This is a genomic window from Ruegeria sp. BHSB172, from assembly GCF_059613165.1.
Genome location: NZ_JBXWRZ010000010.1, coordinates 17,931 through 31,041, shown reverse-complemented (window position 1 = coordinate 31,041; position 13,111 = coordinate 17,931). Strand labels below are relative to the sequence as shown.

At 63.9% G+C, this 13,111-nt stretch carries 13 protein-coding genes; 6 read left to right on the top strand and 7 right to left on the bottom strand.

Annotated elements, in window-relative coordinates:
- Positions 1-62: 62 nt before the first annotated feature.
- Complete coding sequence (locus tag AC2FM3_RS07625; protein ID WP_496680369.1) at positions 63-335, top strand: DUF1294 domain-containing protein; 273 nt, start codon at positions 63-65, stop codon at positions 333-335.
- A 37-nt stretch (positions 336-372) separates the two neighbouring features.
- Positions 373-1,269, top strand: a complete 897-nt coding sequence (locus tag AC2FM3_RS07620) for a cation diffusion facilitator family transporter (RefSeq protein ID WP_496680368.1) — start codon at positions 373-375, stop codon at positions 1,267-1,269.
- A 3-nt stretch (positions 1,270-1,272) separates the two neighbouring features.
- On the opposite strand, the gene AC2FM3_RS07615 is transcribed toward AC2FM3_RS07620, so the two are convergent.
- A complete protein-coding gene (locus AC2FM3_RS07615; protein WP_496680367.1) occupies positions 1,273-1,728 on the bottom strand; it encodes a GAF domain-containing protein in 456 nt (151 codons plus the stop codon).
- A gap of 95 nt (positions 1,729-1,823) precedes the next feature.
- A complete protein-coding gene (locus tag AC2FM3_RS07610; protein ID WP_496680365.1) occupies positions 1,824-2,996 on the bottom strand; it encodes a thiolase family protein in 1,173 nt (390 codons plus the stop codon).
- Positions 2,997-3,092: 96 nt separating this feature from the next.
- On the opposite strand from AC2FM3_RS07610, the gene AC2FM3_RS07605 reads away from it, so the two are divergent.
- From AC2FM3_RS07605 to AC2FM3_RS07595, 3 genes are all read left to right on the top strand, one after another.
- Positions 3,093-3,431 carry an STAS domain-containing protein gene (locus AC2FM3_RS07605; RefSeq protein ID WP_496680363.1) on the top strand — a complete coding sequence of 113 codons (339 nt, stop codon included), beginning with the start codon at positions 3,093-3,095 and terminating at the stop codon, positions 3,429-3,431.
- Positions 3,432-3,454: 23 nt separating this feature from the next.
- On the top strand, positions 3,455-3,916 hold the full coding sequence (locus AC2FM3_RS07600; RefSeq protein ID WP_496680362.1) for an ATP-binding protein: 462 nt from the start codon (positions 3,455-3,457) through the stop codon (positions 3,914-3,916).
- Between the two features lie 187 nt (positions 3,917-4,103).
- Positions 4,104-5,681: a gamma-glutamyltransferase family protein gene (locus tag AC2FM3_RS07595; RefSeq protein WP_496680361.1), complete on the top strand. Its 1,578-nt coding sequence runs from the start codon at positions 4,104-4,106 to the stop codon at positions 5,679-5,681.
- A 35-nt stretch (positions 5,682-5,716) separates the two neighbouring features.
- On the opposite strand, the gene hspQ is transcribed toward AC2FM3_RS07595, so the two are convergent.
- Positions 5,717-6,043 carry a heat shock protein HspQ gene (gene hspQ / locus AC2FM3_RS07590; RefSeq protein WP_490361479.1) on the bottom strand — a complete coding sequence of 109 codons (327 nt, stop codon included), beginning with the start codon at positions 6,041-6,043 and terminating at the stop codon, positions 5,717-5,719.
- Between the two features lie 232 nt (positions 6,044-6,275).
- Between hspQ and AC2FM3_RS07585 the strand changes: the two genes are divergently transcribed.
- Positions 6,276-6,854 (top strand): transglycosylase SLT domain-containing protein, encoded by a 579-nt coding sequence (locus AC2FM3_RS07585; RefSeq protein WP_496680359.1) that lies wholly within the window; start codon positions 6,276-6,278, stop codon positions 6,852-6,854.
- Between the two features lie 13 nt (positions 6,855-6,867).
- Here AC2FM3_RS07585 and AC2FM3_RS07580 read toward each other — a convergent pair whose 3' ends face one another.
- From AC2FM3_RS07580 to AC2FM3_RS07565, 4 genes are all read right to left on the bottom strand, one after another.
- On the bottom strand, positions 6,868-7,464 hold the full coding sequence (locus AC2FM3_RS07580) for a LolA family protein (protein ID WP_496680358.1): 597 nt from the start codon (positions 7,462-7,464) through the stop codon (positions 6,868-6,870).
- Positions 7,465-7,503: 39 nt separating this feature from the next.
- A complete protein-coding gene (locus AC2FM3_RS07575) occupies positions 7,504-10,407 on the bottom strand; it encodes a DNA translocase FtsK (protein ID WP_496680357.1) in 2,904 nt (967 codons plus the stop codon).
- A gap of 13 nt (positions 10,408-10,420) precedes the next feature.
- Complete coding sequence (locus tag AC2FM3_RS07570) at positions 10,421-11,602, bottom strand: aminotransferase class I/II-fold pyridoxal phosphate-dependent enzyme (RefSeq protein WP_496680356.1); 1,182 nt, start codon at positions 11,600-11,602, stop codon at positions 10,421-10,423.
- Between the two features lie 109 nt (positions 11,603-11,711).
- The gene (locus AC2FM3_RS07565; RefSeq protein WP_496680355.1) at positions 11,712-13,040 is read right to left on the bottom strand and encodes an amidase; all 1,329 of its coding nucleotides are present in this window, start codon (positions 13,038-13,040) and stop codon (positions 11,712-11,714) included.
- Positions 13,041-13,111 lie beyond the last annotated feature (71 nt).

Below are 13,111 nucleotides of genomic sequence, written 5' to 3'. Positions count from 1 at the left end.
CGATGAAAAAACCAAGCGGTTTTTCACTTCCGAACATGTGGCCACTCGGGTAAAGCGCGGACATGTGGATCGCCATCGCATATCTCTGGGCCATCAACGGGCTGACCTTGGTGGTTTTCGGCTGGGACAAGCTGCAGGCGCGCCGGCGCAGGCGGCGTGTGCCCGAGCGGTGGTTGCTGCGGCTGGCCCTGCTGGGCGGCGGTCCGGGTGCGCTGCTGGGCAGTTGGGTGTTCAACCACAAGACCCGCAAATCGCGGATCAGGGTCAGCCTGTATGCCATCGTGCTGCTGCAGGTCGCCGCGGCGTGGCTGTATATGACGCAGGGCGCGGCTTGAACTGGCAATCGCGGGCCGGATCGGGCAAAGCTGCGGCATGATCGACAGAACATCCTCCCAGTCGCTGGCCATCGGGTCGGTGGCCGTTGCATTGCTGGTGCTGGCGCTCAAGATCTGGGCCTGGCGACTGACCGGTTCGGTCGCGTTGTATTCCGACGCGATGGAGTCGCTGGTCAATGTCGTGGCCGCACTGCTGGCCTGGTTTGCCATCCGCATGGCCGAGCGCCCGGCCGACACCAACCACCCGTTCGGGCACCACAAGGCCGAGAATTTCTCGGCCATCGCCGAGGGCACCCTGATCGTGCTGGCCGCGATCCTGATCCTGCAAGAGGCATGGGGCGCGCTGTTCGCCCCACATCTCGATCAGCTCGGGCCGGTCGGGCTAGCGGTCAACGCCGCGGCCATGGTGTTGAACCTGATCTGGGCGCGGGTGCTGATCGCAGCGGGCGAGCAGCGGCGGTCACCGGCCATGACGGCGAACGGACGCCACCTGATGACCGATGTCTGGACCTCGGCCGGGGTCTTGCTGGGGCTTGTGCTGGTGCTGCTGACCGGCTGGGTCGTTCTCGATCCGCTGTTGGCCATTCTGGTCGCCGCCAACATCCTGCGCGAGGGCTGGAAGGTCATCTTTCATTCAGCCGGCGACCTGATGGATTCGGCTGCGTACAGCGACGACACGGACATCATCAAAGAGGCCGTGCGCAACTCGTCCCAAGGCGCGTTGCAGATCCACGACCTGCGCACGCGCCGTGCTGGCAAGGCGGTGTTCATCGAATTCCACCTCGTGGTGGACCGCAACATGTCCGTGGGCGATGCGCATGACATCTGCGACGCGATCGAGGACGCCATTGCCGAGAAGCTGCCCGAGGCCCGCACTATCATCCACGTGGAGCCGGACACCAAACTGGAAGCGACGGGCATCGAGCCGGAGTAAGCCTCAGATCCGCCCGAAGACCTGCGCGAGGATTTGCGACAGCGCATCCGCATCGGCCCGGGTGAACGCATCGGGCTGGTCGCTGTCGATATCGAACACGGCAATGATCCGGCCCGCGCCGTCCCGCACCGGCAGAACCAGTTCCGACCGGGTCGAGGACGCACAGGCGATATGCCCGTCGAACGCGTCCACATCCGGAACCAGCTGCACCTCGCCGGTGCGCGCCGCGGCCCCGCAGACCCCTCGCGAGAACGGGATCACCAGGCATCCGTGGCCGCCCTGATAAGGCCCGATCTTCAGCACTCCGGGTTCGGTGACGCGGTAGAAACCGGTCCAGTCAAAGCGGTCGTCGGCATGATGAACCTCGCAGGCGACCGTGGCCATCAGCGCGATCGGATCGGTCTCGCCTTCGGTCAGCGCGGCGATGGTCTTGGCAAGAGTGTCATAATCTGCGGTCATGGTCGGGCCTGTCGTAAACGAACTGCAGGGGGCGCCGCCCCCTGCCGAGCCTGCGGCTCAAATCACCTACGCACTATTTGCAAACGGGAGAAGGGTCAAACCCGTTCGATGGCAATCGCGGTGCCTTCGCCCCCGCCGATGCAGATGGCCGCTACACCGCGCCGCAGGCCGCGTTTTTCCAATGCGTTGAGCAGCGTGACCATGATCCGCGCACCCGAGGCTCCGATGGGGTGACCCAGGGCACAGGCCCCGCCATTCACGTTCACCTTGTCGCGTGGCAGCCCCATTTCGTGCATGAAGGCCATGGGAACAACGGCAAAGGCCTCGTTCACCTCCCACAGGTCCACGTCATCCTTGCTCCAGCCGATCCGCTCCAGCAGCTTCTGCGCGGCCGGAACCGGGGCGGTAGTGAACAGGCCCGGAGCCTGGGCGTGGCTGGCATGGCCCAGAATGCGTGCGCGCACGTTCAGGCCGCGAGCCTCGGCCACATCCGCCGACGCCAGAACCAGCGCCGCGGCGCCGTCCGAGATCGACGAAGAATTGGCCGCCGTCACGGTGCCGTCCTTGCGGAAGGCGGGCTTGAGCGTCGGGATTTTCTCGGGGCGGGCCGATTTGGGTTGTTCATCCGCGTCCTGAGTGACTTCGCCCCTGCGGGTCTTGACCGTCACCGCCGCGATTTCACCGTCAAACGCACCGCTGGCCTGCGCCTCAAGCGCGTTCGACAGTGATTTCAGCGCGTATTCGTCCTGCGACTCGCGGGTGAACTGATAGGCTTCGGCACAATCCTCGGCAAAGGTGCCCATCAGGCGGCCCTTGTCATAAGCGTCCTCGAGCCCGTCCAGAAACATGTGGTCGATCACCTGGGAATGTCCGATCCGCGCGCCGCCGCGCATCTTGGGCAGCAGGTAAGGCGCGTTGGTCATGCTCTCCATGCCGCCGGCGACCATGAGGTCGGCATGACCCAGCGCGATCTGGTCAAACGCCATCATGGCGGCCTTCATGCCCGACCCGCACATCTTGTTCAGCGTCGTGGCCGGAACGTCTTCGCCCAGCCCCGCCGCGAACCCGGCCTGACGCGCCGGCGCTTGGCCCTGCCCGGCGGGCAGGACGCAGCCCATCAGAACCTCGTCCACGGTCTGCGTGTTGGCATTGTCCAACGCAGCACGGATGGCAACACCGCCCAACTCGGCCGCGGGCACCCCGTCAAACATTCCCTGGAACCCCCCCATCGGGGTCCGGGCGGCCCCGGCAATCACGACCTCTTTCATGCGACTCCTCCTGTGTTCGGGCCTTGGATACAGAATCGTAAGAATTGCCGTCTAGCGTATTTCTACGATCGACTTTCAATTGTGGAGGGTGGCCTTTTGGCATTGAGCAGCAATACGACCGGCGAAACTCAGGTGATCCGGGTCGATGCAGACCGAATCGATGCTGCCATGGCGATTCAGTTCAAGGAGAACATGCGCCTTGAAACCGACTCCGGCGCGCGGCGTGTGATCCTGGACCTGTCGGCGGTGGAGTTCATCGACTCGAGCGGGCTGGGCGCGATCGTCGCATCCATGAAGCAACTGGGCGGCGACCGAAGGCTGGATCTGGCCGGGCTTCAGCCCGTGGTCGAGAAGGTCTTTCGGCTGACTCGAATGGATACCGTCTTTCGGCTGTTTCCCGACCTGGACGACGCGCTGGCCGCACAAGCGGAGTGAAACGGCACATTGGGTGAGATTGCGTGACTGTCAACTGCAAGAACGGCGGAATGGACCTGAGCTTCGCCGCTAACGAGGTCGATGCAAGCACCGCAATCGCCTGTCTGCATGGCAGCCTCGATGCGCTTGGGGTGCCGCATCAACGCAACTGCGACGTGAAGATCGCCCTGGCCGAGGCCATCAACAACGTCGTCGAACACGCTTATTCGGACAATCCCGAAGGCCGCGTACAGGTGCAGGCCACGATGGATCGGAACGGCCTGAGCATCCTGATCACCGATCGTGGCCGGCCTCTGCCCGGACTGAGCGTCCCTGACGGCATCCCGGCCAGCGTCGAGACAGCACGCGAGGATCTGCCCGAAGGCGGATTCGGCTGGTTCTTGATCCGCCAGCTTTGCGACAATGTTCGGTACGATCGGACCGACGGAGAAAACCGCCTGAGGCTGTCCTTCGCCTTCTCCTCCACTGAAAAGCGGCCACAATAAAGCCCAGATCGAACCATTGTTGCGCCCAAAAGCGGGATCATACAGAAAGGGTAGCTCAGATAGCTTCCCTCGGCGCCACTGTCACAGCCCCCACCCAGTGTATGGCGCCGAGGACTTCCTCCGCTCCCCCCCTATGGACAAAGACGCACAGCCATCTAGTGTCGTCGTGACAACCGCAGGGGGTATCATGCGCGACTTTCATTTTCCCGGCCGGTCCGAGGTTCTGTCAACCGACGGAATGTGCGCGACCTCGCATCCCTTGGCCGCCAAGGTCGCCCTGGACATACTGGACCAGGGCGGAAACGCCATGGATGCGGCCATTGCCGCCGCCGTGCTTCTGGGCATCTGCGAGCCTCAGATGACGGGTTTGGGCGGCGACTGCTTTGTGCTGTACAACCGCGCCGGCGAGAGCGAAGTCCGCGCATTGAACGGGTCGGGCCGCGCGCCGGCGGCCGCTTCGGCCGAGCACCTGCGGCAACAGGGGTTTGACGCCGTTCCGCTGACCAGCCCGCATGCGGTTACGATACCCGGGGCCGTGGATGCATTCTGTTATCTCTCCCGCACAGAGGGCCGATTGGGTCTCGGTGCGGTTCTGGAGCCCGCCATACACTATGCCGAGGCCGGCGTACCGGTTGCGCCGCGCGTCGCCCACGATTGGGCACGCGACGCCGGGACCCTTCAAGGGGCCGCCCGGAGCCATTTTCTGATCGACGGCAAGGCCCCGCAGGTGGGGCAAATGTTCCGTGCCCCCGGCCAGGCCGAAGTTCTGCGCCGGATCGCCCGCGACGGAAGAGATGCCTTCTATACCGGCGAAATCGCCGACGACATGCTGGCCACGCTGCAAGACCTCGGCGGCGTCCACACGGGTGAAGACTTCGAACGGACGGCCTGCGTTCCGACCCTGCCCATCGGCGGAACCTACAAGGACGTCGAACTTCTGGAGCATCCGCCCAACGGGCAGGGCGCGACGGCCATTCTGCTGCTGAACATTCTTCGGCATTTCGATATCGCCAAAATGGACCCGTGGGGGGCCGCGCGCGTTCACATCGAGGCCGAGGCAGCCAAACTGGCCTACGAGGCGCGCAACCGCTTCATCGCGGACCCCGAGCGATCCCAGCAACTGGACTGGATGCTGAACCCGAAGACCGCCGAAGACCTGGCCGCCCGGATCGACCCGAAGCGGGCCATGCCGTCAGCCGCCCCGATCGTCGAGGCCGTTCACAAGGACACGGTCTATGTCACGGTCGTGGATCGCGACCGGATGGCCGTTTCGCTGATCTATTCCATCTTCCACGGTTTCGGCTCGGGGATCGCTTCGGAAAAGTTCGGCATCCTGCTGCAAAACCGAGGAGCCGGCTTCACCCTGCAGTCCGGTCACCCCAACGAACTGGGCGGCGGGAAACGCCCCATGCACACGATCATCCCCGGCATGCTGCGCATCGACGGTGAGCCCGCCATGCCCTTCGGCGTGATGGGCGGCGCCTATCAACCGACCGGGCACGCCAGGCTTGTGTCCAACCTGACCGATTTCGGGTTGGATCTTCAAGCCGCCATCGACGCACCCAGAGCCTTTGCAGACGGCGGCGTTCTGAAAGTGGAGCCGGGATATAAAGACAGCGCAAGGAAACAATTGGCAGAGCTTGGGCACAATGTAGTGCTGACAGAAACGCCATTGGGAGGCGCCCAAGCGATCAGGATCCGAAGCGACGGCATTCTGGAAGGCGCAAGCGACCCGCGAAAAGATGGGTGCGCCCTGGGATTTTGACGTTTGAAACCCCTTGGCGCAACCGCCGACGCAACCTAGTTCAGCTGGAAATGCAGCGGGTAGGCGCCATCCTGGAATGGCCCGAACATATTGGGGATATCGGGGTGGTCCACCGGTTCTCCCGACTGGTCCTCCACCAGATTTTGCTCAGAAACGTAAGCAACATAAAAGGATTGGTCGTTCTCGGCCAGCAGGTGATAGAATGGCTGATCCTTGACCGGGCGGCTTTCCTCGGGAATGGCCTGATACCACTCCTCGGTGTTCGAAAACTCGGGGTCCACGTCGAAAATCACCCCTCGAAAGGGATGTTTCCGGTGGCGCACCACCTGGCCCAGACTGTACTTGGCTTGCGTCTTCAACATTTCTTTTGCCCCCACAAACCTTTTTACCCGTTTCGGGGCCGAAATGCCAATAATTGATCCAAATTTGCAAGAAACAGTTTGTGGCGGCAATAGTGACAGTCCCTCCCCACAAAGTGGCTGAACACCCACCTCGCGCGTCGACCAGCGCCCATTTCCAGCGGAGATTCCGCAACGATTGTCATTTCCTCGGCCTTCAATTTGCGCTAGAATACGCAAAAAAGGCACGAGGCACATGAGCAGAAAACTTCTCGTACTCTTCGGGGTGCTGCTTTTGGCATCCTGTGGCGGCGGGCAGCGTCCGCCGACAAATCTCAACGACGCCTGCGCCATCGCGCGCGAGCGGCCCGACATGATCAAGGCGTTCAAAAGCACCGAGCGTAAATGGGGCGTGCCCGTTCATGTCCAGATGGCCACCATCTATCAGGAAAGCCGCTATCGCCATGACGCGCGGACCCCGCACAAATACGTGCTGGGCGTGATCCCGATGGGTCGTCAAAGCAGCGCATACGGCTATAGCCAGGCGCTGGATGGCACGTGGGAGCAATATCAACGTGAAACCGGCAAGCGCCGCGCCAAGCGGGACCGCATCCGCGACGCGTCGGATTTCGTGGGCTGGTACATGAACAAAAGCCGCGAGCGGAACGGGATCTCGCCCGCCGACGCGCGCAACCAGTACCTCGCCTATCACGAAGGGCACACCGGATACTCCCGCGGCAGCCATTATGGCAAGACTTGGCTGTTGAACGTCGCCAATGACGTGGATGCACGCGCGCAGATGTACCAGGCTCAGTTGTCGAGCTGCCGGTATTGAACCTCGCCGCGGGTCAGCGGTTGTCTGACCCGCGCCGCGCCTTGTTCGAGAACAGATCGCTGTCTACACGCACATTGTCGTCCAAAGGCCCCAGCAGTACGGTGGTCTGGCTGCCTGCGTTGTCGTGAATGACCCATTTCCGCAGTTCGATCGGATCGCTGGTGAACATCAGTTCGATCCGCCCGGCCTCGGGGTTCTTGGGATCCTGAGCGGTTACGACCGTGGCAGTGCCGTCGAACGTATGCCCCACCACCATATCGGCCTGCGACAGATTCACGTTGCGCGCCAGGACCAGCGACAGCGGCGTGCGCTTCAGCGGATACTGCTCGGGCGGCTGGTTCGACTTGGGGTCGAACACCATCACGGTGCCGGCATTCGCCAGCACCACCGCGCTGTTGGGCGGGTCGTATTCGAACCGCATCTTGCCGGGGCGCTGCAACCACAGCTTGCCGGTACTCAGCGATCCGTCATCGTTGACTTGGGTAAACGTCGTCTGAACGGTTTTCAGACCGTTCAGGTAGTTCGAGATCTGTGACAAAGGCAGCTTGTCGGCGGCCCAGGCTGCCGGGGCGGTCAAAGCGAGGGCAAGGGCAAAGGCAATCTGTTTCATGACACTCAGATATGCGCTTTGCCCTTGTTATTAAATATCCTACTGCTCCGGGATGAGGATTTCGCGTTTGCCCACGTGATTTGCCGCCGAAACAACACCTTCCTCCTCCATCTGCTCGACCAGCCGCGCGGCCTTGTTGTAGCCGATGGCAAGTTTCCGCTGGATGTACGAGGTCGAACACTTGCGATCCTTTATCACGATGGCGACCGCCTGATCGTACAGCGCATCCTCGCCATTGGTGTTGCCGCCGGTATTCAGACCCAGAACCGCGTCGATATTGTCGGCCTTGTCCTCGGACGGACCATCCAGCACGCTGCCGACATAATCGGGCGGGCCGAACTGCTTGAGGTGGTTCACGACCTCCTCGACCTCTTCATCCGACACGAACGGCCCGTGGCAGCGGGTGATCTTGGCGCCACCGGCCATGTACAGCATGTCGCCCTGCCCCAGCAGCTGCTCGGCCCCCATCTCACCCAGGATGGTGCGGCTGTCGACCTTGGACGTCACCTGGAACGAGATCCGGGTGGGGAAGTTGGCCTTGATCGTGCCGGTGATGACGTCCACCGAGGGCCGCTGCGTAGCCATGATCAGGTGGATGCCCGAGGCCCGCGCCATCTGCGCCAGGCGCTGGATACAGGCCTCGATCTCTTTGCCCGCCACCATCATCAGGTCGGCCATCTCGTCGACGATGACGACGATATACGGCATGGCCTTGGGTTCGAATTCCTCAGTCTCGAAGATCGGCTCTCCGGTTTCGTCGTCGAACCCGGTCTGGACCGTGCGGCTGAACATCTCGCCCTTGGCCAGCGCGTCCTTCACTCGACCGTTGTAGCCGGCGATGTTGCGCACGCCCATCTTGGACATCTTGCGATAGCGGTCCTCCATCTCGCCGACGACCCATTTCAGGGCGACCACCGCCTTTTTCGGGTCGGTCACGACCGGCGACAGCAGATGCGGGATGCCATCATAGACGCTGAGTTCCAACATCTTTGGGTCGATCATGATCAGGCGGCATTCGTCCGGCGTCAGCTTGTAGAGCAGCGACAGGATCATCGTGTTGATCGCCACCGACTTGCCCGAGCCGGTCGTCCCCGCGATCAGCAAGTGGGGCATCTTGGCCAGGTTCGCGACCACGGATTCACCGCCGATATCCTTGCCCAGCGCCAGCGGCAGCGCGTGGTTGCCATCGCCGAAATCGCGGCTGGCGAGGATTTCGCGCAGAACCACCATCTCGCGGTTCTCGTTGGGCAATTCGATGCCGATGACCGAGCGTCCGGGGACCGTCGACACCCGCGCCGACAGCGCCGACATCGACCGGGCGATGTCATCGGCCAGGCCGATGACGCGGCTGGCCTTCAGGCCCGGCGCGGGTTCCAGTTCGTACATGGTGACGACGGGGCCGGGGCGGACGCTGACGATCTCGCCCTTGACGCCATAGTCATCCAGCACGTTTTCCAGCATCCGCGCGTTTTCCTCCAACGCCTCGTCGCTCAGGTGATGACGCGGGATGCCGGCCGGGTTGGTCAGCAGGCTGAGCGGCGGCAGTTCGAAATCCGAATGCCTCTCTTCGAAGGACAGGCTGGGCTGGGCCTCGGCCTGGGCGCGGCGCGACGGCAGGACGTTGCGCCGGACGGGTTGCGCCACAACCGGCTTGCGCGGTTCGGCAACCGGGATCTTCATTGCCGGGCGCGGCGGGGCGATCGGTTCCGGGACATCCTCGAACACCTGATCTTCGTCGAAATCTTCAGGCGCATACGCCGAGAGCGGGTCTTCCGTTAACGTCTCCATTTCCGCAGACGACTGCGCCGGGTGACCTGTCAACGGCGGCTCGGGCGGAAGCCCGCCTGCAGTCAGCGGAGGCTCGGGCGGGAGGGTTCCCGCACGCGGCGCGTTCAGGATCAGCGGGTCGGGGCCACGGCCGCGCCCTTTGGTCAGCGGGCGGTTCGGATCGGGCTCGGGCGCGATTTCACCGGTGGCGACCTTGCGGTTCCGGATCACCGCAGAAATCTTCGAGCGGATCCGGTCTTCGCCCGGCATCTCGTCATATCCGGTGACGGGTTCGGGGTCGACCAGCTCGGGTTCGGGCATCGGCTCGGGGCGGCGGATCAAGCCGGGCATACGTGCAAGCAGGCCTGTCTTGACCGGTTCGGGGGCTGCGATCTCGGGCTCTTCAAAGACCGGATCGGCATAGGCCAGCTCATCCTCAAATTCGGCACCGGCGGCCCGGGTTGTCTTGCGGTCCTGCCACTTTTCCCGGCGCGCCTGCGCGGCACGGGCGGTGGCCGAGGCCCCCTGCCCCAGCGCGGTCATCAGCATGTCATAGGCCATCACGAGACCCAGCAGGAAAGCCCGGACCCCGCGCCGGACGTCCGACTTGGTGAAGCCCAGCACGAAGACGCCCAGCGCCAGCATGCCGGCCGCCATGGCCAGCGACATCAACTTGACCATGAAATGCGACGAAATCGGCAACAGCGTCAGCAGAGCGCCCATCACCGTATCGCCAAACAGACCGCCCAAGCCAAAGCTGTGCGTCGCGCGCCATTCGGCACCGGGCACCAGCGTTGCGGCATAGACCGAAAGGGCGGCGATCCAGATCGGCGCGAAAATCAGGCGGGCCACGGCGCGATCCTCGCCGAAATGGCCGGCAAACCGCACGCCCCAGCCGACCAGCACCAGCGCGATGCCAAGGCTGCCCCAGCCTACGATCATGAACAATGGCGCGGCGATCGAGGCGCCGAACCGGCCCAGCCAGTTCTGCACCGGCGCGTCGGTCGAGACCATCCAGTTCGGATCATCCGGCGTGTAGGACCAGATCATCGCAGCAGCCGCCAGGCCGGCCAAGATCAGGGCGATCCCGATCAGTTCCTTGCTGCGCCGCTCGATCGCGGCCTGGGTGGTGCTGTCCAACAATGGGTCGCGGTTGCGCGCGTTGTAAGATGCCATGTGCCCTCGTACCTCACGAATAGATGCAGTCGCGGAGCGTGACCAGCCCGCGCTGCATCTCTGTTTTTGGGGCCACCAAAGCGACCCTGATAAAGCCCTTGCCCGGGTTCTGCCCCGGCTCCCCTTGCGAAAGATAGGCGCCCGGCAGGACCCGAACCCCGGTTTCCTGCCACAGCTTCAATGCGGCCTGCTCGCCATCTTCGACGGGCAGCCAAAGAAAGAACCCCGCCTCGGGCGGCATATAGCCCTGAACGCCCGCAAACACCTCATCCGCGATGGCGTATTTTTCCTGATACAGCGCGCGGTTTTCCTGAACATGCGCCTCATCGGCCCAGACCTTGGCCGCGGCGGCCTGCAACGGCGATGGCAAGGGCGCCCCGGCATAGGCGCGCAACTGCTTGACCCGCTTGATGCTTTCCGGCCCGCCCGCGATCAGCCCCGACCGCAGCCCCGCCAGGTTCGAGCGTTTCGACAGCGAGTTGAACAGCGTGATCCGCTCGGGGTCGGCGCCCAGCTCCTGCGCGACGGTCAGGATGCCGGTGGGCGGCGCGTCTCGGTAGATCTCGGAATAGCACTCGTCGGCGAAGATGCGGAAGTCATACTTCTCGGCCAGCCGGATCAACTCGGCCCAGTAGTCGCGCGAGGCGACGGCACCCTGCGGGTTGGCGGGCGAACAGATATAGGCCACAGCGGTGCGGTTCAGCACATCCTCTGGCAGGCCGGCATAGTCCGGCAGATGCCCCGTGGCCGCGGTGGCCGGCACGAAATACGGCTGCGCCCCGACCGAGATCGAGGCCACCATGTAGACTTGGTAGAACGGGTTGGGGCACAAAACGATCGGCTGCTGACCGTTCTTCTGCTCGGGGCACAGGGCCATGGCGGCGTTGTACAACCCCTCGCGCGTGCCGTTCAGCGCCATGATGTTGGTTTCGGGGTCCATCCGCACGCCATAGCGGCGGTCGATCCAGTCGGCGATGGCCCCGCGCAGCGCGTCGGACCCCTCGTTCGGCGGGTATTTTTGAAACCCTGCTGCGTTTTCCACGATGACATCGGTCACCCAGGCCGGAAAGTCATGCTTGGGCTCGCCAATCGTCATATGCACGACATCGCCGCCCGGCGCGTGATGGTCGAGCAGGGCGCGTAGACGCGGAAAAGCATAGGCCGGTAGGTTCGAAAACCGCTCGGGGAAATTCATGACTGCTGCCTCGATACCGGGATCATTGGCGCCCCGGTTTTCCAGCAGATTACAGGCCGAACCCCCGCGCGTCCAGACAAAGAGGTTCCGAATCAGGGGATTGTGGCATTCAGGTCAGAACCGCCTCGGCCGCCGCACCCAGCCGCAAAAGCGCCTCTTCCGAGCCCGGATAACCCAACATCATCAGCCCGCAGGACGGTGTCTTGGTGGGCAACGACAGCGCCGCCAGCCCCATCAGGTTGCCGATCCGGGTGTTGCGCAGGGCCAGAAGGTTCTCGGTGACGTAATAGTCATGGTCGTTCATCAGTCGGTCCAGATCCGGCGGCAGGATCGGGGCCGTCGGCGCCAGAATCGCGTCGAACCCGGCGGTGGCCGTGTCCCAGGCCGATCGGCAGGCCTTCAACCGCGACCACGCCGCCACGTAATCCGGTCCGGAATGCGCCTTGCCCGCGCGGAACCGCTCAAGGATCTCGGGATACATCGCCTCGGGGTTGGCCTCTATCACGTCGCGCCACAGGCCATAGGCTTCCGTGGTATAAAGGACACCGGACAGGCCCATCGCCTCGGCCAGTTCCGGCACCTCCAACGGCACGATCTCGGCCCCTGCATCACGCAAGCGGTCCAGCGCGTCGGCATAGGCCTGGCGTGGCGCGTCGCGCAGATCGTCCTGCGCGATGGTCTGCAGATCCGCAAACCGCCGCCCCTTCAGGCTGGCGCCCCGCAGATCGGCCGGCGTTCCGCCCTCCAACAGCGCCAGCATCTGCGCCGCATCCTCGACCGACCGAGTCAGCGGGCCGACCGTATCGAACCGCAGGCACAGGGGCACCACGCCTTCAAGGCTCAGCCGCCCCGGGGTGGTTTTCAGCCCTACCAGATCGTTCCATGCGGCCGGAATGCGCACCGATCCGCCCGTGTCCGAGCCGATTCCGCAGGCCGCCAGACCAAAGGCCACCGACGCCGCCGCGCCCGAGGACGACCCGCCCGGAACCGCCTCTTCGTCATTCACGCAGGGCGGCGTCGCGGTCACGGGGTTCAAGCCAAGGCCCGAAAAGGCCAATTCGCTCATATGCGTCTTGCCCAGACAGACCGCGCCCATGGCCGTCGTGTTGCGCAGAACGGTTGCGTCATGCTCGGGCACCCGGCCGCGCAGTAGGGCCGATCCGGCCTCGGTGCCGATCCCGGCGGTGTCGAACAGATCCTTCCAGCTGATCGGCACCCCATCCAGCAGTGACCGGCGCAGACCTTGGGCCGCCCGCTCCTTGGCCGCGCGGGCTTCGGCGCGGGCGCGGTCATGCGTGACGCGGGCATAGATGCCGTCCCGATGCGGATGGGCATCGATGGCCGCCAGATAGACCTCGGTCAGCTCCTCGGGATCGATCTGACCCATGCCGATCCCGCGGCCCAGGTCACATGCCGTCATGGTCAGCCAGTCCTGCATCTTTGCCCCCTTGTCGGAAAAATTCGTATTTCGGCGACGGTAGCGACAGGACTGCACATGGACAATCCCGA

Excerpts from the sequence above, each read along its gene's own strand:
- AC2FM3_RS07625 (WP_496680369.1), top strand. The coding sequence starts at position 63 with ATGTGGATCGCCATCGCATATCTCTGGGCCATCAACGGGCTGACCTTG.
- AC2FM3_RS07620 (WP_496680368.1), top strand. The coding sequence starts at position 373 with ATGATCGACAGAACATCCTCCCAGTCGCTGGCCATCGGGTCGGTGGCC.
- AC2FM3_RS07615 (WP_496680367.1), bottom strand. The coding sequence starts at position 1,728 with ATGACCGCAGATTATGACACTCTTGCCAAGACCATCGCCGCGCTGACC.
- AC2FM3_RS07610 (WP_496680365.1), bottom strand. The coding sequence starts at position 2,996 with ATGAAAGAGGTCGTGATTGCCGGGGCCGCCCGGACCCCGATGGGGGGG.
- AC2FM3_RS07595 (WP_496680361.1), top strand. The coding sequence starts at position 4,104 with ATGCGCGACTTTCATTTTCCCGGCCGGTCCGAGGTTCTGTCAACCGAC.
- hspQ (WP_490361479.1), bottom strand. The coding sequence starts at position 6,043 with ATGTTGAAGACGCAAGCCAAGTACAGTCTGGGCCAGGTGGTGCGCCAC.
- AC2FM3_RS07585 (WP_496680359.1), top strand. The coding sequence starts at position 6,276 with ATGAGCAGAAAACTTCTCGTACTCTTCGGGGTGCTGCTTTTGGCATCC.
- AC2FM3_RS07580 (WP_496680358.1), bottom strand. The coding sequence starts at position 7,464 with ATGAAACAGATTGCCTTTGCCCTTGCCCTCGCTTTGACCGCCCCGGCA.
- AC2FM3_RS07575 (WP_496680357.1), bottom strand. The coding sequence starts at position 10,407 with ATGGCATCTTACAACGCGCGCAACCGCGACCCATTGTTGGACAGCACC.
- AC2FM3_RS07570 (WP_496680356.1), bottom strand. The coding sequence starts at position 11,602 with ATGAATTTCCCCGAGCGGTTTTCGAACCTACCGGCCTATGCTTTTCCG.
- AC2FM3_RS07565 (WP_496680355.1), bottom strand. The coding sequence starts at position 13,040 with ATGCAGGACTGGCTGACCATGACGGCATGTGACCTGGGCCGCGGGATC.